Annotated in this window: 22 protein-coding genes; 12 read left to right on the forward strand and 10 right to left on the reverse strand. The window is 60.8% G+C overall.

The genetic code is table 11. The features are described from left to right. Nucleotides 1-10 precede the first annotated feature (10 nt). The 6 genes from cpdA (at nucleotide 11) to parC (ending at nucleotide 7,364) form a co-directional block, all read left to right on the forward strand. Nucleotides 11-826 (forward strand): 3',5'-cyclic-AMP phosphodiesterase, encoded by an 816-nt coding sequence (gene cpdA, locus ASE98_RS18215; protein WP_060542718.1) that lies wholly within the window; start codon nucleotides 11-13, stop codon nucleotides 824-826. 189 nt (nucleotides 827-1,015) lie between these two features. Further along, entirely contained in the window at nucleotides 1,016-1,624 is a 609-nt protein-coding gene (locus ASE98_RS18220) for a YqiA/YcfP family alpha/beta fold hydrolase (protein WP_060542719.1), read from the forward strand. Nucleotides 1,625-1,674: 50 nt separating this feature from the next. Beyond that, on the forward strand, nucleotides 1,675-3,579 hold the full coding sequence (parE, locus tag ASE98_RS18225) for a DNA topoisomerase IV subunit B (protein ID WP_060542720.1): 1,905 nt from the start codon (nucleotides 1,675-1,677) through the stop codon (nucleotides 3,577-3,579). Beyond that, nucleotides 3,579-4,568: an esterase-like activity of phytase family protein gene (locus ASE98_RS18230; protein WP_060542721.1), complete on the forward strand. Its 990-nt coding sequence runs from the start codon at nucleotides 3,579-3,581 to the stop codon at nucleotides 4,566-4,568. The genes parE and ASE98_RS18230 overlap by 1 nt, the downstream gene beginning before the upstream one ends. Beyond that, nucleotides 4,565-5,089 (forward strand): retropepsin-like aspartic protease family protein, encoded by a 525-nt coding sequence (locus ASE98_RS18235; RefSeq protein ID WP_060542722.1) that lies wholly within the window; start codon nucleotides 4,565-4,567, stop codon nucleotides 5,087-5,089. Before ASE98_RS18230 ends, ASE98_RS18235 begins: the two co-directional genes overlap by 4 nt. 7 nt (nucleotides 5,090-5,096) lie before the next feature. Then, on the forward strand, nucleotides 5,097-7,364 hold the full coding sequence (gene parC, locus ASE98_RS18240; protein WP_060542723.1) for a DNA topoisomerase IV subunit A: 2,268 nt from the start codon (nucleotides 5,097-5,099) through the stop codon (nucleotides 7,362-7,364). Nucleotides 7,365-7,435: 71 nt separating this feature from the next. Here the strand turns inward: parC and ASE98_RS26855 are convergent, their stop codons facing one another. After that, nucleotides 7,436-7,612, reverse strand: a complete 177-nt coding sequence (locus ASE98_RS26855) for a hypothetical protein (protein ID WP_162237400.1) — start codon at nucleotides 7,610-7,612, stop codon at nucleotides 7,436-7,438. On the opposite strand from ASE98_RS26855, the gene ASE98_RS18245 reads away from it, so the two are divergent. After that, nucleotides 7,541-8,254: a PqiC family protein gene (locus ASE98_RS18245; protein ID WP_060542724.1), complete on the forward strand. Its 714-nt coding sequence runs from the start codon at nucleotides 7,541-7,543 to the stop codon at nucleotides 8,252-8,254. The genes ASE98_RS26855 and ASE98_RS18245 overlap by 72 nt on opposite strands. Nucleotides 8,255-8,504: 250 nt before the next feature. Here the strand turns inward: ASE98_RS18245 and ASE98_RS18250 are convergent, their stop codons facing one another. Further along, nucleotides 8,505-10,025, reverse strand: coding sequence for an AhpA/YtjB family protein (locus tag ASE98_RS18250; RefSeq protein ID WP_060542725.1), 1,521 nt, complete (start codon nucleotides 10,023-10,025; stop codon nucleotides 8,505-8,507). A gap of 135 nt (nucleotides 10,026-10,160) precedes the next feature. Here ASE98_RS18250 and serB point away from each other — a divergent pair, with 135 nt between their 5' ends. After that, on the forward strand, nucleotides 10,161-11,375 hold the full coding sequence (gene serB, locus ASE98_RS18255; RefSeq protein WP_060542726.1) for a phosphoserine phosphatase SerB: 1,215 nt from the start codon (nucleotides 10,161-10,163) through the stop codon (nucleotides 11,373-11,375). A gap of 126 nt (nucleotides 11,376-11,501) precedes the next feature. Here the strand turns inward: serB and asd are convergent, their stop codons facing one another. Genes asd through ASE98_RS18270 form a run of 3 tightly spaced genes read right to left on the reverse strand, consistent with a single transcriptional unit; the run spans nucleotide 11,502 to nucleotide 14,776 of the window. After that, a complete protein-coding gene (asd, locus tag ASE98_RS18260) occupies nucleotides 11,502-12,362 on the reverse strand; it encodes an archaetidylserine decarboxylase (RefSeq protein WP_060542727.1) in 861 nt (286 codons plus the stop codon). Nucleotides 12,363-12,380: 18 nt separating this feature from the next. Then, on the reverse strand, nucleotides 12,381-13,196 hold the full coding sequence (gene rhdA, locus ASE98_RS18265; RefSeq protein ID WP_060542728.1) for a thiosulfate sulfurtransferase: 816 nt from the start codon (nucleotides 13,194-13,196) through the stop codon (nucleotides 12,381-12,383). A gap of 41 nt (nucleotides 13,197-13,237) precedes the next feature. Beyond that, the gene (locus ASE98_RS18270) at nucleotides 13,238-14,776 is read right to left on the reverse strand and encodes an HDOD domain-containing protein (protein WP_060542729.1); all 1,539 of its coding nucleotides are present in this window, start codon (nucleotides 14,774-14,776) and stop codon (nucleotides 13,238-13,240) included. Between the two features lie 167 nt (nucleotides 14,777-14,943). On the opposite strand from ASE98_RS18270, the gene motA reads away from it, so the two are divergent. After that, the gene (motA, locus tag ASE98_RS18275) at nucleotides 14,944-15,795 is read left to right on the forward strand and encodes a flagellar motor stator protein MotA (protein WP_060542730.1); all 852 of its coding nucleotides are present in this window, start codon (nucleotides 14,944-14,946) and stop codon (nucleotides 15,793-15,795) included. 3 nt (nucleotides 15,796-15,798) lie between these two features. Beyond that, nucleotides 15,799-16,863 (forward strand): flagellar motor protein MotB, encoded by a 1,065-nt coding sequence (gene motB, locus ASE98_RS18280; protein ID WP_060542731.1) that lies wholly within the window; start codon nucleotides 15,799-15,801, stop codon nucleotides 16,861-16,863. A 47-nt stretch (nucleotides 16,864-16,910) separates the two neighbouring features. Here motB and ASE98_RS18285 read toward each other — a convergent pair whose 3' ends face one another. From ASE98_RS18285 to rsgA, 4 genes are all read right to left on the reverse strand, one after another. Beyond that, nucleotides 16,911-17,402, reverse strand: a complete 492-nt coding sequence (locus ASE98_RS18285) for a toll/interleukin-1 receptor domain-containing protein (protein ID WP_060542732.1) — start codon at nucleotides 17,400-17,402, stop codon at nucleotides 16,911-16,913. Beyond that, on the reverse strand, nucleotides 17,402-18,361 hold the full coding sequence (locus ASE98_RS18290) for a caspase family protein (protein WP_060542733.1): 960 nt from the start codon (nucleotides 18,359-18,361) through the stop codon (nucleotides 17,402-17,404). Before ASE98_RS18290 ends, ASE98_RS18285 begins: the two co-directional genes overlap by 1 nt. A gap of 2 nt (nucleotides 18,362-18,363) precedes the next feature. After that, nucleotides 18,364-18,771, reverse strand: a complete 408-nt coding sequence (locus ASE98_RS18295; RefSeq protein WP_060542734.1) for a TIR domain-containing protein — start codon at nucleotides 18,769-18,771, stop codon at nucleotides 18,364-18,366. 213 nt (nucleotides 18,772-18,984) lie between these two features. Continuing rightward, on the reverse strand, nucleotides 18,985-20,016 hold the full coding sequence (gene rsgA, locus ASE98_RS18300; RefSeq protein ID WP_060542735.1) for a small ribosomal subunit biogenesis GTPase RsgA: 1,032 nt from the start codon (nucleotides 20,014-20,016) through the stop codon (nucleotides 18,985-18,987). Between the two features lie 107 nt (nucleotides 20,017-20,123). On the opposite strand from rsgA, the gene orn reads away from it, so the two are divergent. Both orn and ASE98_RS18310 read left to right on the forward strand, forming a co-directional pair. After that, nucleotides 20,124-20,666, forward strand: a complete 543-nt coding sequence (gene orn, locus ASE98_RS18305) for an oligoribonuclease (RefSeq protein ID WP_060542736.1) — start codon at nucleotides 20,124-20,126, stop codon at nucleotides 20,664-20,666. A 210-nt stretch (nucleotides 20,667-20,876) separates the two neighbouring features. Further along, a complete protein-coding gene (locus ASE98_RS18310; RefSeq protein WP_060542737.1) occupies nucleotides 20,877-21,488 on the forward strand; it encodes a trimeric intracellular cation channel family protein in 612 nt (203 codons plus the stop codon). Between the two features lie 106 nt (nucleotides 21,489-21,594). On the opposite strand, the gene queG is transcribed toward ASE98_RS18310, so the two are convergent. Beyond that, nucleotides 21,595-22,659 (reverse strand): tRNA epoxyqueuosine(34) reductase QueG, encoded by a 1,065-nt coding sequence (gene queG, locus ASE98_RS18315; protein WP_060542738.1) that lies wholly within the window; start codon nucleotides 22,657-22,659, stop codon nucleotides 21,595-21,597. Nucleotides 22,660-22,666 lie beyond the last annotated feature (7 nt).

A 22,666-nucleotide genomic window follows, 5' to 3' on the forward strand; every position in this document is an offset into this window, starting at 1 on the left:
GGAGAACGTCTTGCCGAGCGTATCGACATTGACCACCGCCGATGCGGCGTTGCTGGTGCAACTCTCCGACAGCCATCTGTTTGCCGAGACGCACGAAACACTGCTGGGCATGAACACCCGTGACAGCCTGCAAAAGGTCATCGAACTGGTGCGCGCGCAGCAGCCGCGAATTGATCTGATCATTGCCAGTGGCGACCTTTCCCAGGATGGCACGCTGGAGTCCTACCAGCAGTTTCGCGACCTGACCCGCCAGCTTGCTGCGCCGGCGCGCTGGATCCCCGGCAATCACGATGAGCCGCAGATCATGGCCCAGGCAGCGGTGCAGAGCGGTTTGCTGGAGCCGGTGGTGGATATCGGCAACTGGCGAGTCACGCTGCTTGATTCGGCTGTGCCGGGTTCGGTGCCCGGATATTTGCAGGACGAGCAATTGCAGTTGCTGGCCAGGTCATTGAGCGAAGCGCCGGAGCGGCATCACTTGGTGTGTTTCCATCATCACCCGGTGTCGATCGGTTGCGCATGGATGGAACCGATCGGTTTGCGCAATCCCGAAGCGCTGTTTGCGGTGCTGGACCGATTTGCGCAGGTACGTGCGGTGTTGTGGGGGCATGTGCATCAGGAGATCGATCAAATGCGCAACGGTGTGCGTTTTCTCGCCTCGCCCTCGACTTGCATCCAGTTCGAGCCGGGTAGCGACGATTTCAAAGTGAGTGATCAGGCGCCGGGGTATCGGTGGTTGCGGTTGTTGCCCGATGGTGGGCTGAAGACCGGTGTGGAGCGCGTCACCGGGTTTGATTTCACCGTGGATTACGGCTCCAACGGCTACTGACTGTTTATTTTCAGGTAAACCGGGGCGTGGCCCCGCTCCCACACTGCACTTGCGTCGGTCACAAATCCCCTGTGGGAGCGGGCTTGCTCGCGAAGGCGTCTACACAGGCGCCATGAACTCTATGGATATCCCCGATTCCCCAGACTCCCTGTAAACTCTGCCTCTTTACCCGACGCACAGGGAGCTCAAATGTCCGGTTCGATCCTATATATCCACGGTTTCAACAGTGCGCCTGCCTCAAAGAAGGCCACCCAGTTGATGGTCGTGATGGAGCGCCTGGGCCTGAGCAATCAACTTCGCGTTCCGGCCTTGCATCACCACCCGCGCGAGGCCATCGGTCAGCTGGAACAGGCGATTGCCGAGCTGGGTCGGCCACTGCTGGTAGGCAGCTCGCTCGGCGGCTACTATGCCACTCACCTGGCCGAGCGCCATGGCTTGAAAGCCCTGTTGATCAACCCTGCCGTCAGTCCGCACCGGATGTTCGACGGGTTTCTGGGAACGCAGAAAAACCTGTATACCGATGAAGCCTGGGAGCTGACCCACGACCATGTGACCGCCCTGGCCGAACTGGAAGTGCCGGCGCCCCAGGATCCGCAGCGTTTTCAGGTATGGTTGCAGACAGCTGACGAAACGCTGGACTATCGCCTCGCCCAACAGTATTACCGGGCATGCGCCTTGCGTATCCAGGCCGGCGGCGACCACAGTTTCCAGGGTTTTGCCACGCAACTGCCGGCCATGTTGAGTTTTGCCGGCATTGGCACCGATTTGTATCAGGCAATCGATTTCACCGCATTGTGAGCGATAGCCCCATGAATTCTTTTTTCACCGAACACTGACGACGAGACCCCATGGCCACTCCCAGCGCTAGCTCTTATAACGCAGACGCCATCGAAGTCCTCTCGGGCCTCGACCCGGTGCGCAAACGCCCCGGCATGTATACCGACACCAGTCGGCCGAACCACCTCGCCCAGGAAGTCATCGACAACAGTGTCGACGAAGCCCTGGCCGGGCATGCAAGGTCTGTACAGGTCATCCTGCATGCCGACCATTCCCTGGAAGTCAGCGATGACGGCCGTGGCATGCCGGTGGACATTCACCCCGAAGAAGGTGTGTCGGGCGTCGAGCTGATCCTCACCAAGCTTCATGCCGGTGGCAAGTTTTCCAACAAGAACTACCAGTTCTCCGGCGGTTTGCACGGGGTGGGTATTTCCGTGGTCAACGCCTTGTCGACCGAGGTTCGGGTACGCGTAAAGCGTGACGGCAATGAATATCAGATGACCTTCGCCGACGGTTTCAAGAAAACCGAGCTGGAAGTAATCGGCACCGTCGGTAAACGCAATACCGGTACCAGCGTGTTCTTTGCGCCGGACCCGAAATACTTTGACTCACCGAAATTCTCCATCAGCCGCCTCAAGCATGTGCTCAAGGCCAAGGCGGTACTGTGCCCGGGGCTGCTGGTCAGTTTTGAGGACAAGGCCAGCGGCGAGAAAGTCGAGTGGCATTACGAAGACGGACTGCGTTCCTATCTGGTCGACGCGGTCAGCGAGTTCGAACGCCTGCCGGACGAGCCGTTCTGCGGCAGCCTGGCCGGTAATAAAGAAGCCGTTGACTGGGCGCTGCTGTGGCTGCCCGAAGGCGGCGATGCGGTGCAGGAAAGCTACGTCAACCTGATTCCGACAGCTCAGGGCGGTACCCACGTCAATGGTTTGCGCCAGGGCTTGCTCGATGCCATGCGCGAATTCTGCGAATTCCGCAGCCTCCTGCCGCGTGGGGTGAAACTCGCACCGGAAGACGTCTGGGAACGTATTGCGTTCGTGCTGTCGATGAAAATGCAGGAGCCGCAATTTTCCGGTCAGACCAAGGAACGCCTGTCGTCCCGTGAGGCGGCGGCGTTCGTTTCCGGTGTGGTCAAGGATGCCTTCAGCCTGTGGCTCAACGCCCATCCGGAAACCGGCATGCTCCTGGCGGAACTGGCGATCAACAACGCCGGTCGTCGCCTGAAGGCCAGCAAAAAGGTCGAACGCAAGCGCATCACCCAAGGGCCGGCGCTGCCGGGCAAGCTGGCCGACTGTGCGGGACAGGATCCAATGCGTTCGGAGCTGTTCCTGGTCGAAGGTGACTCCGCCGGTGGCTCGGCCAAGCAGGCGCGGGACAAAGAGTTTCAGGCGATCCTGCCGTTGCGCGGCAAGATTCTGAACACCTGGGAAGTCGACGGCAGTGAAGTGCTGGCCAGTCAGGAAGTGCACAACATCGCCGTTGCCATCGGCGTTGACCCGGGCGCGGCGGACATGAGCCAGCTGCGTTACGGCAAAATCTGCATCCTCGCCGACGCCGACTCCGACGGCCTGCACATCGCAACCTTGCTGTGCGCCCTGTTCGTCCAGCATTTCCGCCCGTTGGTGGATGCCGGTCACGTCTATGTCGCCATGCCGCCCCTGTACCGCATCGACCTCGGCAAAGAGATTTACTACGCCCTCGACGAGGCCGAGCGCGATGGCATTCTCGATCGCCTGGTGGCCGAGAAGAAACGCGGCAAGCCGCAGGTCACCCGATTCAAAGGCCTGGGTGAGATGAACCCGCCACAGTTGCGTGAAACCACCATGGATCCGAACACCCGGCGCCTGGTGCAGCTGACATTGGATGATTTCGAGGCGACCTCGGAAATCATGGACATGCTGCTGGCGAAGAAACGCGCCGGCGATCGCAAGAACTGGCTGGAATCGAAGGGCAACCTGGCAGAGGTTCTGGGCTGATGCGTCTGGGCTTTGCCCTGGCTTGCGCACTGCTTCTGACATCGTTCACGGCGTCCGCCGAGCCGGTGCCGCAGTTGCGCCTGTTGTCCGGGCATGCCGTTGACGGCATGCGCGGCGGCAACCTGTCGGGGTTGGCCCAGTGCGGTAATGAGCTGTGGACAGTTTCTGATCGTGATGACAATCAGATCTACCGCCTGGATACCCGCGAGCACGTCTGGCAGGCCGAAACCGTGCACATTGAAGTGCCTGCGGTACCTGACAGCGGCCTGCCGTGGGGGTTGAAGTCCCGTGTTTGGGCGGCTTCGTTCGTGCGTGGCGGCGATCTGGACTACGAGGGAATCACCTGCGACAGCGCCGGCAATCGCTACGTGGTCAGCGAGGGCCACGCGGCTGTGTTGCAAATTCCTCCGAGCGGACCGGCGAGCTGGCTTAAGATTTCACCCACAATGGTTCGTGAAGCGCGGGCCAGGGGCTTGTTGTTGCAATTCAATTCGATTTTCGAGGGCTTGGCGATCAATCCGGCGGGTGACCAGTTGTGGCTCGCCGCCGAGCGCCAGGGCCGTGGGTTGCTGCTGATCAAGCGCAAACAGACCGTGTGGGACTGCGAGGGTGGCTGCGTGTTGTTGAGCGAAGCCGGCAGGGAAATGCAGCCAGCGCAATTTCCCAAGGCCAAAGCCGTGTCCCGGGACTTTTCCGATGTGTCCCTGTTCAGTGGCAAGTTGTTCACTCTGGAGCGCAATAACTACAAGATTTGCCGGCGTGATCCGCAGACCGCCGAAGTCGAGCGGTGCTGGTCGTACGCTGATGAGCTATTGCACGATAACCTTCGTTATTCTCAGAACTATGGGTTGGAAGAAGCGTTGGTGGTGGATGCCGATGGCGCCTGGATCGGTGTCGATAACAACAACGGTACTCGCGCCGATGGCGAAAACCGTCCGGTGGTCTGGCGTTTTGCCGCGCCCGACGGTGGCTGGAGCGCCCAGCCTTGAGCCAGCAAACCCCAGGCAAGCGCGCCGGTCGGGTGTTGATGGTGCTGGCGTGGTGTGCCGCGTTATTTCTGGCAACGCGATTTTTCGGTCAGTGGGAAGAGCGTCAGCAAAACCCGAATGTGGTGGTCAGCTCGCAGCAGGGCGAAGGATTCATCGAAGTGAAACTGGTCAGCAATGCTCAGGGTCATTTCGTCGCCAGCGGCCAGATCAACGGCCAGCCCGTGAGTTTCCTGCTCGACACCGGGGCGACCGATGTATCGATCCCGGCCGGGCTGGCCGAACGATTGAAGCTGGAGCAAGGCTTCGGCGTGACCCTCAGCACGGCCAACGGCTTGAGCGAGGGCTATCGCACGCGTATTGAACGCCTGCAACTGGGCGACATAGTGCTGCACGATGTGCGCGCTCTGGTGGCTCCAGGGTTGCATGGCGACCAGGTGCTGCTCGGCATGAGCGCACTGAACAAACTTGAATTTACCCAGCGCGGTGGCACCATGCTGCTGCGCCAGACAACGAACCGATGAGGCCCGCATGAGCGACTCCCTTGATCTCAGCCTGGACGGTGTAGAACGCCGGTCACTGGCTGACTTCACCGAAAATGCCTACCTCAACTACTCCATGTACGTGATCATGGACCGTGCCTTGCCGCATATCGGCGACGGCCTGAAACCGGTACAGCGGCGTATCGTCTACGCCATGAGCGAGCTGGGGCTGGACGCCGACTCCAAGCACAAGAAATCGGCGCGTACCGTCGGTGACGTGCTCGGCAAGTTCCACCCCCACGGCGACTCGGCGTGCTACGAAGCCATGGTCCTGATGGCCCAACCGTTCAGCTACCGCTATACGCTGGTCGACGGCCAGGGTAACTGGGGTGCGCCGGATGATCCCAAGTCCTTCGCTGCCATGCGTTACACCGAAGCGCGGCTGTCGCGTTATTCCGAAGTGCTGCTCAGCGAGTTGGGCCAGGGCACGGCGGACTGGGGGCCGAACTTCGACGGCACACTGGATGAGCCGCTGGTCTTGCCGGCGCGTTTGCCGAACATTCTGCTCAACGGCACCACGGGTATCGCCGTGGGCATGGCCACCGACGTTCCGCCGCACAACCTGCGCGAAGTCGCCACCGCTTGCGTACGCTTGCTCGACGAGCCAAAAGCCACGGTCGAACAGCTCTGTGAACACATCCAGGGCCCGGATTACCCGACCGAAGCGGAAATCATCACGCCGCGCGCCGACCTGCTGAAAATCTACGAGACCGGTCGTGGTTCGGTGCGCATGCGCGCCGTGTATCACATCGAAGATGGCGACATCATCGTCACCGCGCTGCCACATCAGGTTTCTGGCGCCAAGGTGCTCGAACAGATCGCCGCGATGATGCAGGCCAAGCCGTCCAAGGCGCCGCAGATCGCCGACTTGCGTGACGAGTCCGACCACGAGAACCCGTGCCGGATCGTGATTATCCCGGGCGCGCGGAAAAACTTTGACCACGATGCCCTGATGCAACATCTGTTCGCCAGCACCGAGCTGGAGTCGAGCTACCGGGTCAACATCAACATCATCGGCCTCGATGGCAAACCGCAGCTGAAAAACCTGCGGGCCTTGCTGGTCGAGTGGCTGGAGTTCCGGGTGCAGACCGTGCGTCGGCGCCTGCAATTCCGCCTCGATAAAGTCGAGCGTCGCCTGCACCTGTTGGACGGCTTGTTGATTGCCTACCTCAACCTGGATGAAGTGATACACATCATCCGCACCGAGGAGCATCCAAAGGCCAGTCTGATTGCGCGTTTCGCCCTGAGCGAAATCCAGGCCGACTACATCCTCGACACCCGTTTGCGTCAGCTGGCGCGACTGGAAGAGATGAAGCTGCGTGCCGAGCAGGATGAACTGCTCAAGGAGCAAGCCAAGCTGCAAGCCCTGCTGAGCAGCGAAGCCAAGCTGAAGAAGCTGGTGCGCACCGAGCTGATCAAAGACGCCGAGACCTACGGCGATGACCGTCGGTCGCCGATCGTCGAGCGCGCTGAAGCCAAGGCCCTGACCGAGCACGATCTGCTGCCGAACGAGAAAGTCACGGTCGTGCTCTCGGAAAAAGGCTGGGTACGTTCCGCCAAAGGCCACGAAATCGATGCCACCGGGCTTTCCTACAAGGCCGGAGACGGGTTCAAGGCCCTGGCGGCCGGTCGCTCCAACCAGTTTGCGGTATTTATCGACTCCACCGGTCGCAGTTATTCAGTGGCCGCACACACGTTGCCATCGGCCCGTGGCCAGGGCGAGCCGCTGACGGGGCGCCTGACGCCGCCACCCGGGGCGACTTTCGAATGCGTGCTGATGCCCGAAGACGACGCGCTGTATGTCATCGCTTCCGACGCCGGATACGGGTTCGTGGTCAAAGGTGAAGATCTGCAGGCCAAGAACAAGGCGGGCAAGGCGCTGTTGAGCCTGCCGAACAACGCGAAGGTGATTTTGCCGCGGCCGGTGGCTGATCGCGAGCAGAACTGGCTGGCCTCGGTGACTACCGAAGGTCGCTTGCTGATCTTCAAGATCAGCGATCTGCCACAATTGGGTAAGGGCAAAGGCAACAAGATCATCGGCATATCCGGCGATCGTGTCGCCAGTCGCGAAGAGTATGTAACGGACATCGCAGTGATCCCGGACGGTGCAACCCTGGTGTTGCAGGCCGGAAAACGTACCTTGTCCCTGAAAGCGGACGACCTCGAACACTACAAGGGTGAGCGCGGGCGTAGGGGTAACAAATTGCCACGTGGCTTCCAGAGGGTGGATGCGCTGCTCGTCGAAAACCTCAATTAAGCGTCCCAGAGCGGCCGATCTACGATTTAAGCTGTAGATCGACGCTTTCGCGCTGGAGTCGGAACGCATATTCACGGATGATATGGCCTTTCAAGCGCCGGCGTGGCCGAGCGTTCTTCATATTTTTTGAGTATTTTCACTGTGGTCAGCCTTGTGGCGACCACCTGGATGGGATGATGACTGTTCTGCGCCTTCCTTTTTTGCTCATGCTCGCTGGCGTTCTCGGCCTGGCGGGCTGCAGCGTTCATCAGCCGGTGTCGCTGTACCAACTGGACAGCGGAAGTCCGGTTCAGCCTGCGCAAAGCGCGGGCATGGCTGTTTTGTTGGGCCCGGTAATCGTAGCCGACTATCTGCAGCGTGAAACCCTGTTGCAACGTCAGCCGGATGGCAGTCTGCAGGCGTCTACCGACGGTCGTTGGGCGGGCAGCCTGTCTTCGGATATCGATCAGCTGCTGTTACGGCAAGTTGCCGGTCATCTGGACAGTCAGCGTGTAGTGCTGGCCCCAGCGACATTGGGCTTCACTCCGGACGTCCAGGTACTGCTGACCATCACGCGCCTGGACTCGGGTGAAAAGCAGCCGGCCATTCTGGACGCTCAATGGCGTCTGATCGACCGTCGCGGCCAGGTCCGTGACAACCGCATCATCCATTTGCAGGAACAGCATGCCGGCAATACCGCGGCTCAGGTTCAGGCTCAGGGTGTGTTGCTGCAACGCCTGGCCGAGCAATTGTCCGTGGCGCTCAAGCCTCTGGCCAATCAACCGCCGATCGCCGACACCCCGCGTAAATCGGCGGCCAAGCCTGCGGCACCGGCAGTTCAGCAGGAAAAACAGCCGAAGATCCCTATGGCTGCACCGATTCGCACGGATATGGAAGTGTTCCGCTTCTAAGTCTGCAGCGAGTCAAGTCAGAGCCCGCCTTGTGCGGGCTTTGTTGTTTCTGCAGGGTGGGATTTCTATCAGCTGTCCCGGCCTCTTCGCGGGCAAGCCCGCTCCCACAGGTTTCAAGGGCGTTCAAATTATTGTTGTGCGACACGGACACTGTGGGAGCGGGCTTGCCCGCGAAGAGGCCGGGACAGGCAACAAAAAAGCCCGCAGACGATCACTCATCTGCGGGCTTCGTTGTTGCCGGGGCTAATGGTTACGCCCGGCGCTCATGCATTCGCGCCAATTGCCGTTCCAGCAGCGATGGATAAGGCTCCATCAGCCGCTCTACACAGCACGCACCTTCGGGGCTCGCGATCGGCCGGATACGCGCGCGCTGGCGGATCAGGGCGTCGTCACTGATCTTGCGCTCCACCAGCAGCAGGTTGCGGCTGTGTTGCGACAGGGCCAGGGCATCCTGGGCACTGTCGGTCAGCAGCAGGTCGATCTGGCTCAGTCCGAACAGCTCGTCGCCCAGGGTCAGGCCCAGCTGAAGTTGCAGGGTGATGCCGCTGTCGGCGACCTCAATTTGCAACTGATGACCCAGCGCTCGCAGCAGTTCACCGCAGCAAATGGCGTTGGTCAGGTAATCGTCGCCGCTGTCCTCGGTGTGGAACAGCATCAGCGTGCTGCCATCGTTCAAAGTCTCGACTTCACCCTGATACAGCGAAGCGGCCTGATCGAGGCAATCGCGATAGCGTTCGAGCAATTCCTCAAGGCGTGCTCGCGGCAAGCGCCGCAGTTGTTCCTGGGAGCCCAGTTGCACCGCCAGCACCGCGCTGTGTTGCGGCACACTCGGGGTAGCCTTGCGGATCACCGGCTGAGCGGCGCTGCCCAGGGACTCGTCACGCAAGTCGGCGAACGGATCTTCATCATCGTCGTCCTCGACGGTGCTGACGACCTGTCGTGGCGCAGGTTTGAGGGCGGCCATCGGGCGGCTCTCGTCGAAACTCGGGTCGCGCAGGTTGCGCACTTCGAATGCCGGCTCGGCGTCCTCATCGACGTCGTCGAACTCTGGCTCCGGCACCGGCTCTGGCTCGCGGGGTTCCGGGGCGTAGTTGGCGTGCAGCTGACGGGCCAGATCGCCGATTTCGTCCTGGCGGTCGGTGGCCGGCGTGTATTCGTCGATATTGCGCAGCCACACGCGCAATTGCAGCAGCGGCGTGGACAGATACCGGCCCATGCGCAGGCTCAAGGCCAGGGACAGCGCCAGCAGGATCGCGCTCAGGATGCCCATGCTTTGCAGGCTGATGGTCATCGGCTGCTGGAACTGGTCCATGTCCAGGCTGATGCGCAGTTGCCCGGCGGTCACGTCCTGGAAGGTGATCTTGCTCTGGTACATGCCCTCGGCTTCGCCCAGCAGGCCGTGCTTGGGACGCTGACCGGCCTCGGCGAGGATGCGGTTATCCGGGCTGTAGATGGCGGCGTGGGCCACCAGCTTGTTCTTGGTCAGGTTGTTGAGCAGCACGTTGAGGCTGAGGATGTCGTTGGATACCAACAGCTCGGTAGCCGAGGTGGCTGTCTGCGTGGTCAGGCTTTCGCCCAGCGCATCCGCCTGCTCGTGCATGGCCTGCTTGAACTGCAAACCCATCACGCCGGCGTAGATGACCAGGGCCAGGGCGACCAGGATCACGTTATGGCTGGCGATGCGTAATGCAATCGGCACACGGCGGTGGCGCAGTGCCCGGAAGATCAGCAGAAAGAAGTTATCGGTTTTTACTGGCGTGGGCCGGTTCACTTGAGCTCGGCTCTTTTGTCCGTGAAGTTGACGCGCAGTATAGCGACAGGGTCTGGGCCGGCAAAGCGCTCACGGTGCCCGATGGTCACTGAAAGTGGGTAGAATGCGGTTTTTTTCCACCTGCGGGGGTGCGCCTTGCGCGAAATCGTCCTGATAAACATCACGGGAGTCGACCGTCCGGGTCTGACTGCGGCCATTACCGGCGTTCTGGCCCAGGGTGGTGTGAACATTCTCGACATCGGTCAGGCGGTGATCCACGACACCCTGTCGTTCGGCATCCTGGTTGAAATTCCTGACACAGAGCAAGGCAAGTCCGTGCTCAAGGACATCCTGTTCAAGGGATACGAACTCGATCAGCAGGTTCGATTCACGCCGGTCTCCGAAGAGGACTACCAGCAATGGGTCGGCAACCAGGGCAAAAAACGCCACATTGTCACCCTGCTGACCCGCAAAGTGACGGCGGGGCAGTTGCAGGCCGTCAGCTCGATTACCGCCAAATATGGTTTGAACATCGACCACATCGATCGTCTGTCCGGGCGCATGCCTCTGGACACGCCGGCTGACAAGGGCAAGGGTTGCATCGAGTTTTCCGTGCGCGGCGAAGCGGCCGATCCGCAAGCGCTGCGAGCCGAATTCCTCAGCGTCGCCCAGGAATTGAACGTCGATATCGCCTTCCAGGAAGATTCGTTGTTCCGGCGTAATCGTCGCCTGGCGGTTTTCGACATGGATTCGACCCTGATCGAGGCCGAAGTCATCGACGAGCTGGCCAAGGCTGCGGGTGTCGGCGACAAGGTATCGGAAATTACCGAGCGGGCGATGGCCGGTGAGCTGGACTTCCGCGCCAGCTTCAAAGAGCGCCTGGCTTTGCTCAAGGGGCTGGATGTCGGCGTGCTGGATTCGATCGGCGCCTCCCTGCGCCTGACCGAAGGCGCCGAAACCCTGTTCGCCGAGCTCAAGCGCCTGGGCTACAAGACGGCGATTCTGTCCGGTGGCTTCACCTACTTCGCCAAGCAATTGCAGGCCAAACTGGGCATCGACTACGTGTTCGCCAACGAGCTGGAAGTGGTGGACGGCAAGGTTACCGGTGTCGCGGTCGAGCCGATCGTCGATGCGCAGCGCAAGGCGGATTTGCTGAAGGAACTGGCACACAAGGAAGGTTTGCGCCTGGAGCAGACCATTGCGGTCGGTGACGGTGCCAATGACTTGCCGATGCTGGCGATTGCCGGGTTAGGCGTGGCGTTCCGTGCCAAGCCGCTGGTCAAGCAGTCGGCCAAGCAGGCGATTTCGACGCTGGGGCTGGATGGCGTGTTGTACCTGCTGGGTTTGCGCGATCGCGACGGACATCTGTAACGCGCAAGCCCACTGTAGGAGCGAGCATGCTCGCGATGGACGTCAACGATGACGCGGGCTTACTGAATGCCTGCGTCGCTCTCAGGTTCATCGCGAGCGTGCTCGCTCCTACAGTGATTGTGTCTGTCAGGCCTTCGGTGAGCCCATGCCTTGGCCCATCTGCACGGCAACGCCGGCAGTCATTTCTTCAGCCCACTTGACCTGATCCGGCCCGAACAGCACCACTGCGGTCGAACCCAGTTTGAAACGACCCAGCTCTGCACCTTTTTCCAGGTGGATCGGCGCGCGCGCGGCTTCGTCGTAGCGGAAGGTTTTCAGCTCGCGCTTCGGCGGCGTGACCAGGCCGGCCCAGACGGTTTCAATCGAGGCCACGATCATTGCGCCCACCAGCACCACGGCCATCGGCCCACGCTCGGTGTCGAAAATGCAGGCTACGCGCTCATTACGGGCGAACAGTTCCGGGACGTTTTCCGCCGTGGTCTGGTTCACCGAGAACAGGCGGCCCGGGATGTAGACCATCTCGCGCAAGGTGCCGGCCAGCGGCATGTGCACGCGGTGGTAGTCTTTGGGCGACAGGTAAATGGTCGCAAAGTCACCACCCATGAACGGCGCAGCGTTTGCCGCATCGCCACCCAACAGTTCCAGCACGCTGAAGCTGTGGCCCTTGGCCTGGAACACGCGACCGTGCTCGATCGGACCCAATTGGCTGATTGCGCCGTCGGCGGGGCTGAGAATCGCGCCAGGGGTCTGGTCCAGTGGACGGGCACCGTCTTTCAGTGCGCGGGTGAAGAACGCATTGAAGTGCTCGTAGGCGGTCAGGTCTTCGACCAGCGCCTGGGACATGTCCACCTGATAGCGCTTGGCGAACCAGGCGGTGAAGGCGTTCTTGAACCAGCGCACGCGGCATTCGGCGATGCAGCCGGCCAGTCGCGAGAGCAAGTTGTGGGGCAGCAGGTACTGACTGAGGATAAACAGACGCTTGTTCATTAACTGTCCTTAAAAACCTTAAATCTCTACAGGCGTATCGGGATGGTTGCCCCATTCGCCCCAGGAGCCGGCGTAGCCTTTGACCCGCGGATAACCGAGAGCCTTGGCCACCAGATAGGTGAAGCCAGAACGATGATGGGTCTGGCAGTGGGTAATCACTTCTTTGTCTTTGCTGATCCCGAGCTGTTCGAGGATCTGCGGCATATCGGTGCGGATGCGCAACTGGCGTGCCTGATCCATGCCCGCGGTCCATTCGAAATTGACCGCGCCGGGAATGTGCCCGCCCTTGGCTGCCAGCACTTTCTCGCCGGAGTACTCCAGCGGTCCGCGCGCGTCCCATATCGCCAGGTCGGCGGCGCCGAGGCGACTTTGCAGGTACTCACGGGTGGCAGTGGGTTCGTCGTGCAGGGTCAGTGAAACCGGGCCACCCACCGATGGCGGAATCTGGATCGACATGGGCAAGCCTTCCGCCAGCCAGGCCGGCAGGCCGCCATCTATATAGTGGTACTTGCTGTGGCCGATGACATCCAGCAGCCAGATGAAGCGGCCGGCCCAACCGCCGCCTTCGTCGTCATACACCACGTAGACCGCATCGGGGTTGTGCCCCAACTCGCCAAACAATGTTTCCAGTGCTGCCCGCGCAGGCATCAGCCCCGGGGCAGGTGCCTGGCCGAGTTGCGTGCGTTTCGGATCGACAAAACGCGCGCCGGGAATGTGCCCTTCGGCGTAACGGGTGGCACTGGTCAAGTCCACCAGAATCAGTTCGCGGGCGTCGAGGCGAGGGAGCAAGTCGCTCGGCTCGATCACCAGCGGCAAGCCAGAGAAGTCAGACATTTGAGGTCTCCAGAGCACAAAAGGGAGGATTGTAACGCAGCTTATCGGCCACGGTGACTAAAGCTGTGCAGGGCTTTCTCGATGCACTGGGCAGTTTTGCCGAAGGCTTGCACGCAAAGTTCCGAGAATGGCCCGCCCGCCTGATCGGCCACGACAATCATGATCACCCGGCCATTGTTGACCAGCGAACGCAACAGCAGGTGTTCACCACTGAATTGCGAACGCAGGCTGTTGGGTAGCAAGGCTGAAAATTGCCCGTTGTTGGCCGGCGTCAGGCGCACTTGCGCCTGTTGCGCGAGCAGTCGTTGCAACACGCTGCTCTGACTGACCGCAAAATTCAGCCCGGCGGCTTCCTGCGGTAACCCGGCCGTCTGGTGCACCCGCAGGTTAGTCTGGGTGCGATCGGCCATCAGGATCATCACTCGGCGCATGCCGCAGGCCACCAATGCGTCACGTGCCGCGATGGTCAGGTGCATGGCGTTGGTGAAACGGCTCGGCTCGTGCAGCAATTCGGCACATTGCCTGCGCCACTTCGCCAGGTCTTCGGCGGTCGGTGCCGCAGCCGGCAACAGCCTGGTATGGATGCGCTTCGTGCCACATGGCCAGATCAACGACTCGGCGGGGTGCCAGAGATCGGGCATGGCGTGATGGCGGGCGCTGTTGGCCGCCTGCTGGTGCAGCTGTTGTTGCACTTCGTGCATCGGTATTTGCAGGTAGAGGCTGGTCAAATACTGCCAACGCTCACTGTGCGGGCTGTCCCAGGCCTGTTGCGCCGACAGCGCCAGACCATTGGCCAGCAACACGGTGTTGGCCGGTTGATTGAGCCACCGGCGCAAGGTTGGATCGTCATCGAGGCGGTTTTGCTGGCGCAATGGATGCTCGCTGTCACGCGCGATGCGCAAGACTTTCACCAGTTCGCGCTGCTCGCAGAGCAACAGTCGATAGCCCTGCAGCACCCAGATCGGCAGGTGCCAGATCTCCACCAGGGCCTGGCATATTTCCAGCAGGCGCACGCCAAACAACTGCTTTTCGACTTTGCGCGCCGACTCGCCCTTATGAATGACCCGCAGCTCCCAGTCTTCGAGTAATTGCGGGTGCGTCAGCGCCAGCGGCCACAAGGGTGACAGAAACAACAGGCTGCCCCAGTGGATGTCCTGCCAAAGCCGCGCCAGGCGACTGGCAAAAAAACCCTTGGCTTGTTGCGTGGCGTGCTGACTGATCATCTGCATCTGGCGCAAGGCCTTGGGAATCCCGGCCTGAGGTTCGACAGGCAGGCGCGCGAGCAGCTCTTGGGTGCGCTTGAGGCCAAGGCGATTGATTGCGACCTCAAGGTTTTCGGCGGGCGTGGTCATGCTGCCATGGGTGTGGCGGTTGGCTTCGCGAATCACGCTCAGGGCAAGGGCCGGGCTGTCCTGCATCAGGTCGGCAATGTCGCGCAACGAGCGGCGATTATCGCCGATTGCGTTACACACCAGGTCATGGCTGGCTTGTGGAACCGGCAGGCGTACGCCATCGAGAAGCTTGACCCAGCCTTCGACAGTGGTCGGTTTTGCAGTGGGGACGTTCGTTTCGTTAGCCATGGCTGGAGGCGATCATTGTCAACGTTACCTATGCCCTGAGTGGGTCAAATTATCTTTTCGCCTGAACTGGCTATAGTCTGGCGCAGTTTTGCCGATAAATAGAAGAAGAGATTTTTTAACTTCCGAATATGACCTTGAACCCGACTCAGTAAGTGCTCTCCTAACCTATGGCTAAATTAATCGGCATCATTGTCGTATTCGCGAGCGTACTCGGCGGATACGTGCTTTCCCACGGCAAGATTGCCGCCCTGATCCAGCCTTTCGAGGTGATGATTATCGGCGGCGCAGCCCTTGGCGCCTTCGTGCAGGCCAACCCCGGCTACATGACGATGCACGTGCTCAAGAAGTCCTTGAGCCTGTTCAGCTCGCGTTTCAATCATTCCTTCTATCTTGAAGTGCTGGGCCTGATCTACGAGATCCTCAACAAGAGCCGCCGCGAAGGCATGATGGCCATCGAAGGTGACATCGAAGATGCCGCCGCGAGCCCGATCTTTGCCAAGTACCCGACTGTCCTCAAGGACGAGCGCATGACCGCGTTCGTGTGCGATTACCTGCGCATCATGTCCTCCGGCAACATGGCGCCCCACGAACTTGAAAACCTGTTCGACATGGAACTGGCCAGCCTCAAGGAAGACCTGGACCATCCGTCCCACGCGGTGAACGGCATTGCCGACGCCATGCCGGGCTTCGGTATTGTCGCCGCGGTACTGGGCATCGTGGTGACCATGGCTTCGCTGGGTGAAAGTGACCAGAAAATGATTGGTGTCCACGTAGGTGCGGCGCTGGTCGGTACCTTCTTCGGTATTCTCGCTGCTTATGGTTTCTTCGGCCCCCTGGCGCATGCGCTGCGTCACGATGCCAAGGAAGAGTTGAACATCTACGAAGCCATCAAGGCTTCGCTGGTCGCTTCGGCTTCCGGCATGCCACCGTCGCTGGCCGTGGAATTCGGACGCAAGGTTCTGTATCCGGCGCACCGTCCAAGCTTTGCCGAGCTGGAACAAGCGGTTCGCGGTCGTTAAGCCATGGAAAACAATCAGCCGATAATCATCAAGCGCGTCAAGCGCTACGCCAGCGGGCATCACGGTGGCTCGTGGAAAATCGCCTTCGCCGACTTTGCCACGGCGATGATGGCGTTTTTCCTGGTGTTGTGGCTGCTGTCCACCGCCACGCCAGAACAGAAGTTAGCCATCTCCGGTTACTTCAAAGACCCGGTCGGCTTTACCGAAAGCGGTACGCCCTACATCATTGATTTGGGCGGAACGCCGACCCTGGCACCGGAAAACACCCTTAACCCCGAGGATAAGTCGCAGCCGCAACCGGACCGGGTGACAGTCGACACCGATCAGGTCGAAGGTATGGCCGAAATGGTTGAGAGGGAACGCCTCGAACTGTTGCTGCAGGAATTGCAGAACAAGGTCGACGAGAACCCGCAACTGCAAAAGTTCAAGGACCAGATCCTGTTCGAGATCACGCCGAACGGCTTGCGCATCCAGATCATGGACGCCGAGAACCGGCCGATGTTCGACTCAGGCTCAGCACGCCTGAAGCCGTATTTCGAAGACATCCTGCTGGCCATGGCCGACACCATCAAAGCGGTGCCAAACAAGATCAGCATCAGTGGCCACACCGACGCCAAGCCGTACACCGGCACCGGCGATTTCGGCAACTGGGAGCTCTCGGCCAACCGGGCCAACGCGGCGCGGCGTGCGCTGGTGGCGGGCAGTTACCCGGAATCGCAGGTGGCCCGAGTGGTCGGTTATGCCTCCTCGGCCTTGTTCGATCGCGAGCATCCGCTCAACCCGGTCAACCGTCGCATCGACATCGTCGTGCTGACCAAAAAAGCCCAGCGGACCATCGAGGGTGCACAAGGCGCGGACCCTGCCCCCGCTGCCCCGCAAAGCTCGGCTACTCCGGACGCGGCACCGGCCACGCCAACCGCACCAGCCAAGCCGGCTGATCCGAACGCGTTGCCGGCGGACAAGGAACCGCTGCCGGCCCACGAACTGCGTGAGCGCCTGAACCTGTTCGATGACCCGCCGCCAAAGCCGGGCGAAACGGCCAAGCCGGCTGCAACGCCAAAGCAGTGAGCGACAAAAAAGCCGACAGTGATGTCGGCTTTTTTGTCGGCGCTACCTCAGAAACCCCGGTTAATTCTGGATTTGAGGTCGCTGTGGAAGCGGTCGGCATTGCTCCTGTTGGCGCTGCGCATGGACTCGCTACCGTTTATAGACTCCAGTGACATCGAACGCTTGAGTATCGCTTCGCTGCGATAGGCATCAATGAAAAACTCGATGTCTTTCTCGTGGGTAAGTTTCGGCCACTTGTCGAGGTACAACGGCAGTTCTGCCGGGCCGGTCTTGAACGAGCAGATGCGTCGATTGGTGATGGTCGCCTCGCCGATTTCGAACGGCACCCACCAGGACAGGGCGGTTTTATCCGAGACCACTGCCAGCAAGTGCGTGCATTCACTGATGTTGCGGGTAATCACGCCGGTGATGTCGTCGGTGGTCTGTGACTCCGGGTCCAGCACGTCGAGGTAAGTCTTGATGTTGGCCTGCATGAGGCGGTTATTGATGTTGATCGCATGGGCGCGATCCATGTGGCGGTAGCTGATAAAGACTGGCATCAGAAATGTCCCTTGATGGCGAGTTCGCGGTAATAGGCGCCGAGGGCGGTGAGCCGGCAGCCGGTGGAATGGATGGCGGCGTAGTACATATGCTCGGCGTCCACCGGTTCGATGAGACTGTGGCGGTTGCACTTTTGCAGCTGGGCGAAGACCTCACCGTGCTCCGGGTTGAACTCTGGCTCGGTGGGCTCAAAGCTGGGGGCGAGGGGGTACACCGACTCCGCTTCGGCAAACCATTCGGGGAGTTTGCGCAGGATTTCCTTGGGGATTAGCGGTGACACTTCGCGCAGCGAAATGAACTGCGAGACGTTGGTCTTGAACACCGGACGCTGCTCCCAGGCGTCGAGGGCATTGTCGACAAACGAATACAGGCTGCCAGGCGTGATCTTGCCCAGGATGTTCGCAGCGCCGCCGTGCAGGGCCTGGAGCAACAATCCGGTGAACACACCGTGCTGCGCGCCTTCCATCGCCGGTTCTTCCTTTTTGCAGGCGGTGAGGATGGTCATGCCTTCACCGACCACGCTGCCCTCGCTGCGCAAGGCGCGCAACTCGCCGGCCGAGCCGCTCTGGCAACAGTCGAGAATGATCACCTTGTTTTTGATCCTGGTCGCCTTGGTCGCCCAGTTGAGAATGTCGCTGATGCGAATCCCGTCCTTGGGGTTCCTGTAATCCTGAGGGATCAACATGCCTTCGTCGGTATCGCTATCGAAGCTGCCGTGGCCGGCGAAGTACAGCAGCGCGACGTTACAGTCGCCGGAAAACAAATCGCGTATCTGGTCTTCGAGCTTTTCCCGGCTCAGGTAATCCTCGGCGGAGGTCAGAACGATGTTCTTGAAGTTCGGATCGCCGTTGGCGTCAGTCTTGAGCACGGAAGCCATGGCCATGGCGTCGTTACTGCAGCCGCTCAGGCGCGAAACGTGGGTGTAGTCGTTGATGCCGATAAACAGTCCCTTGCGCATGGTTACACCGCCGTATGCTGGCGAATCGCGCTGATGATGCTGTTGGTGTTCCACGCGCACTCGGCATGGGCCGCGTTACGCACCACAGTGGAAATTCGCTCGGCACCGAACGGCTTGATCGCGATGATCACCTTGCCCATGCGCTTGGCGATCTCGATTTCCTTGTTGATCCACTTGCTGTACGTGGAATACATGCCGGCCATGATCAGCACCGCCGAGCATGCACGGATCTTGTTTTCGATGGCCTCCTCAAGCTGTTTGTCGGTTTTGGCGCCCACGATCGGGTTGTCCGTTGGCACCGAAAAATTCTTGTACATGAAACCGGGCCTGGCGTTGAGCAGGCGCACGAGATTGTCGTGGGCGTGGGGGTAGCTCCACGAATGGCTGATGAACAAATGGTAGGTTTGCATAGGTGTCCCTCTGTGTCGCCGGAGTGCGAAGAGGGCTTGAACTTAGGTGATTGGCGAACGGCTACAAGGGCTCGGCGCTTAAAGAGAAATGCCCTACAAGCAGGCGTGCGAATGCCTTACAGAAAGGTCTGACGTTTAAAACGGCGGGATTTTGTTTCGGGGCAGGGCCGCCACCCACCACCCCGTTGGCATCGGAGCGGTGGGCGCGTCTGTTTAGTAGCCGTTTTCCGGCAAGCTGGCGATGATCGAGCGGTAGCTGTTCATGCGTTGTTGCTGCACGCGGCCATCTTCCAGGGCCTTGAGCAGGGCGCAACCGGGTTCGCGGTCGTGCTTGCAGTCGCGGAAGCGGCAGGTGCCGAGCAGGTCGTTGAACTCGATGAAGCCGGCTTCGACATCGGCGCGGCTGACGTGGCCCAGGCCGAATTCGCGGATGCCCGGGGAGTCGATCAGTTCACCGCCGCCGGGGAAGTGGAACAATCGCGCGGTGGTGGTGGTGTGGGTGCCCTGGCCGGACAGTTCGGACAACGGCCCGACGCGGGTCTCGACGTTGGGCAGCAGACTGTTGACCAGCGAGGACTTGCCGACACCGGACTGGCCGACGAACACGCTGATGCGCCCGTCCAGTTGTTTCTGAAGTTGCTCCATGCCGTTGCCATGGTGTGCCGACACTTCCAGCACCGGGTAACCGAGGGTGCGGTAAACCGCGAGCAGGGCGTTCAGGGCCGGTGCGTTGTGTTCGTCGATCAGGTCGAACTTGTTGAGCAGCAGCAGTGGCTTGATGCCCGCATGCTCGGCGGCCACCAGATAACGGTCGATCAGGTTCGCATGGGGCTCGGGCAGCGGTGCAAACACGATTACGATCATGTCGACGTTGGCCGCTACCGGCTTGAGCTGGCCACGGCTGTCCGGGCGACACAGCTCGGTGTTGCGCGGCAGTTGCGCGACGATCACGCCGATGCCCTGGTTGCCGGCACGCCAGACCACCTGGTCGCCAGTCACCAGCGCCGGCAGGTTGGCGCGCAGGTGGCAGCGGAACACCTGGCCGGCCAGTTCACCGTCGCGAGCCTCGACTTCGACCTGCACACCGAAGTGCGCGATCACCAGGCCGTGCTGTTCCGGGCCCAGGTCACCGCCCTCGAGTGCCTCGACAGCCGAGGACTCGCGTTTGGCGGCGCGGGCAGCGCGTTCGCCCTGAATCTTTTCGATGCGCCAGTTTTGACGACGATTGAGTTGGCGTTTGGCCATGGGTGTTCCGTATCAAGAATGCAGCGATTAGGTAAAGCGGCGGCGAGTTTAGCACGCCCGGCCACCGGCCTAGGCTAAACTGCGCAGCATTACTTGGGAGCCGACACATGCAAAACTCGCAGAACCTTATCTGGATCGACTTGGAAATGACCGGTCTGAACCCTGATACCGACGTCATCATCGAGATGGCCACCATCGTCACCGACAGTGACCTGAACACCCTGGCTGAAGGTCCGGTGATCGCGATCCACCACAGCGACGCCATCCTCGCGGGCATGGACGAATGGAACACCCGTCAACACGGTGGCTCCGGACTCACCCAGCGCGTTCGCGACAGCCGCATCAGCATGGCCGAAGCCGAAGCGCAAACCATTGCCTTCCTGGAACAGTGGGTGCCGAAGGGCAAGTCACCGATCTGCGGCAACAGTATCTGCCAGGACCGTCGCTTCCTTTATACCCACATGAAATCTCTGGAAAGCTATTTCCACTACCGCAACCTCGACGTGTCGACCCTCAAGGAGCTCGCCGCGCGCTGGGCACCGGACGTTCGCGACAGCTTCAAGAAGGGCAGCACCCACCTGGCGCTGGACGACATCCGCGAATCGATCGCCGAGCTGCAGCACTACCGCAAGCATTTCATCAAGTTCTGATTGGGCGGCGCCTTTGTGGCGAGGGGGCTTGCCCCCGTAAATCGGCCGGCGCGGACTTACTGACAAAACACTTTGGCTTGGTTTTGGGGCCGCTTCGCGAGCCTGCGCGGGTAACCCCCTCACCACGGGAGCAGTGCTTTCTATGGAGCACTCTTTTGGTGCCTTGTTGAAGTGAGTAGACTGCGCGCCTTTTGTGCAAGGACCGCCACCATGTTGCTGATGCTCTACCTGATCGCCATCACCGCCGAAGCCATGACCGGCGCCCTGTCTGCCGGCCGGCGCGGCATGGACTGGTTTGGCGTGGTGCTGATCGCTTGTATCACAGCGCTGGGGGGCGGTTCGGTGCGCGACGTATTGCTCGGGCACTATCCGCTGACCTGGGTCAAACACCCCGAATACCTGGTGCTGACCTCGGCCGCGGCAATGATCACGGTGTTTACGGCGCGCTGGATGCGCCACCTGCGCTCGTTGTTTCTGGTGCTCGATGCCGTGGGCCTGGTGGCATTTACCCTGATTGGCTGCATGACTGCTCTGGAAATGGGCCATGGGATGTTGGTGGCATCGGTCAGCGGCGTGATCACCGGTGTGTTTGGCGGCATCCTGCGGGATATTTTCTGCAACGACATCCCGCTGATCTTCCGTCGCGAGCTTTACGCCAGCGTCTCGTTTGCCGCGGCGTGGTGCTACATGCTGTGCATCTACCTGCAATTGCCCAGCGAGCAGTCGATCCTGATTACCCTGTTCGGCGGTTTCCTGCTGCGGTTGCTGGCCATCCGTTTTCACTGGGAAATGCCCAAGTTCGTCTATAACGACGAAGCCTGAACGCGGGCCTCTGTAGGAACGAGCCTGCTCGCGATGGACGTCAACGATAACGCGGGCATCCTGAATGCCCGCGGCGCTCTCGGGTTTTTCGCGAGCAGGCTCGCTCCTACAGGAGTCCGTGTTGTTTCAGGGCCCACTCGACGTGTTCGCGCACCAACTCCGAGGGGTATTCCCTGCGAGCCTTCAGCGCTTCGAGCACTGGAATGGTCGAAGGCGCATTGCCCAGCCCGACCGCCAGGTTGCGCAGCCAGCTGTGATAGCCCGCCCGGCGTAGCGGCGAGCCTTCGGTGTTGCTGAGGAACTTGTCCTCGTCCCACATGAACAAGTCGGCCAGCTCGGCGTTGTCCAGGTTGTGCCGCGGCTTGAAGTCGCTTTCGCCGGAGGGGCGGGCAAAGCGGTTCCATGGGCAGACAATCTGGCAGTCATCGCAACCGAACACCCGGTTGCCGATCAGCGGTCGCAGATCTTCGGGGATGGCGCCTTTGAGTTCGATGGTCAGGTAGGAAATACAGCGTCGGGCGTCCAGCACATAGGGGCCCACGAAAGCATTGGTCGGGCAGATATCGAGGCAGGCCGTGCAGCGGCCGCAATGTTCGCCGGCGTGGGGCGGATCCACCGGCAGCGGCAAATCGACGAACAGCTCTGCCAGGAAGAAATAACTGCCGGCCTTGCGATTCAACACCAGGGTGTTTTTGCCGATCCAGCCAAGGCCCGCCTGCTCGGCGATGGCTTTTTCCAGCACGGGCGCGCTGTCGACGAAAGCACGGAACCCGAACGGGCCGATCTGGGCCTGAATTTTTTCTGCCAGTTGCTGCACGCGTTTGCGGATCAACTTGTGGTAATCGCGGCCCAGGGCGTAACGCGAGACGTAGGCTTTTTCCGGTTGGGTGAGCATTTTCGCCATTTGCGTGTCGCCCGACAGGTAGTCCATGCGCAGGGACACCACGCGCAGCGTGCCCGGCACCAGCTCTTCGGGATGCGAGCGTTTGCTGCCGTGGGCGCCCATGTACTCCATTTCGCCGTGGTAGCCGGCTTCGAGCCAGTGCTCCAGGTGCTGCTCATGCTCGGCCAGGTCGAGGCCGCTGATGCCGACTTGCTGAAAGCCCAGCTCGCGGCCCCAGTCCTTGATGGATTGGGCGAGGGCGGGCAGATCTGTGGTAATAGCAGGCATGAGACAA

The organism is Pseudomonas sp. Leaf48 (assembly GCF_001421885.1).
In the GTDB taxonomy this organism is placed as follows: domain Bacteria; phylum Pseudomonadota; class Gammaproteobacteria; order Pseudomonadales; family Pseudomonadaceae; genus Aquipseudomonas.

Excerpts from the sequence above, each read along its gene's own strand:
- ASE98_RS18220 (WP_060542719.1), top strand. The coding sequence starts at position 1,016 with ATGTCCGGTTCGATCCTATATATCCACGGTTTCAACAGTGCGCCTGCC.
- parE (WP_060542720.1), top strand. The coding sequence starts at position 1,675 with ATGGCCACTCCCAGCGCTAGCTCTTATAACGCAGACGCCATCGAAGTC.
- ASE98_RS18230 (WP_060542721.1), top strand. The coding sequence starts at position 3,579 with ATGCGTCTGGGCTTTGCCCTGGCTTGCGCACTGCTTCTGACATCGTTC.
- parC (WP_060542723.1), top strand. The coding sequence starts at position 5,097 with ATGAGCGACTCCCTTGATCTCAGCCTGGACGGTGTAGAACGCCGGTCA.
- ASE98_RS18245 (WP_060542724.1), top strand. The coding sequence starts at position 7,541 with ATGACTGTTCTGCGCCTTCCTTTTTTGCTCATGCTCGCTGGCGTTCTC.
- ASE98_RS26855 (WP_162237400.1), bottom strand. The coding sequence starts at position 7,612 with ATGAACGCTGCAGCCCGCCAGGCCGAGAACGCCAGCGAGCATGAGCAA.
- asd (WP_060542727.1), bottom strand. The coding sequence starts at position 12,362 with ATGAACAAGCGTCTGTTTATCCTCAGTCAGTACCTGCTGCCCCACAAC.
- rhdA (WP_060542728.1), bottom strand. The coding sequence starts at position 13,196 with ATGTCTGACTTCTCTGGCTTGCCGCTGGTGATCGAGCCGAGCGACTTG.
- ASE98_RS18270 (WP_060542729.1), bottom strand. The coding sequence starts at position 14,776 with ATGGCTAACGAAACGAACGTCCCCACTGCAAAACCGACCACTGTCGAA.
- motA (WP_060542730.1), top strand. The coding sequence starts at position 14,944 with ATGGCTAAATTAATCGGCATCATTGTCGTATTCGCGAGCGTACTCGGC.
- motB (WP_060542731.1), top strand. The coding sequence starts at position 15,799 with ATGGAAAACAATCAGCCGATAATCATCAAGCGCGTCAAGCGCTACGCC.
- ASE98_RS18285 (WP_060542732.1), bottom strand. The coding sequence starts at position 17,402 with ATGCCAGTCTTTATCAGCTACCGCCACATGGATCGCGCCCATGCGATC.
- ASE98_RS18290 (WP_060542733.1), bottom strand. The coding sequence starts at position 18,361 with ATGCGCAAGGGACTGTTTATCGGCATCAACGACTACACCCACGTTTCG.
- ASE98_RS18295 (WP_060542734.1), bottom strand. The coding sequence starts at position 18,771 with ATGCAAACCTACCATTTGTTCATCAGCCATTCGTGGAGCTACCCCCAC.
- rsgA (WP_060542735.1), bottom strand. The coding sequence starts at position 20,016 with ATGGCCAAACGCCAACTCAATCGTCGTCAAAACTGGCGCATCGAAAAG.
- orn (WP_060542736.1), top strand. The coding sequence starts at position 20,124 with ATGCAAAACTCGCAGAACCTTATCTGGATCGACTTGGAAATGACCGGT.
- ASE98_RS18310 (WP_060542737.1), top strand. The coding sequence starts at position 20,877 with ATGTTGCTGATGCTCTACCTGATCGCCATCACCGCCGAAGCCATGACC.
- queG (WP_060542738.1), bottom strand. The coding sequence starts at position 22,659 with ATGCCTGCTATTACCACAGATCTGCCCGCCCTCGCCCAATCCATCAAG.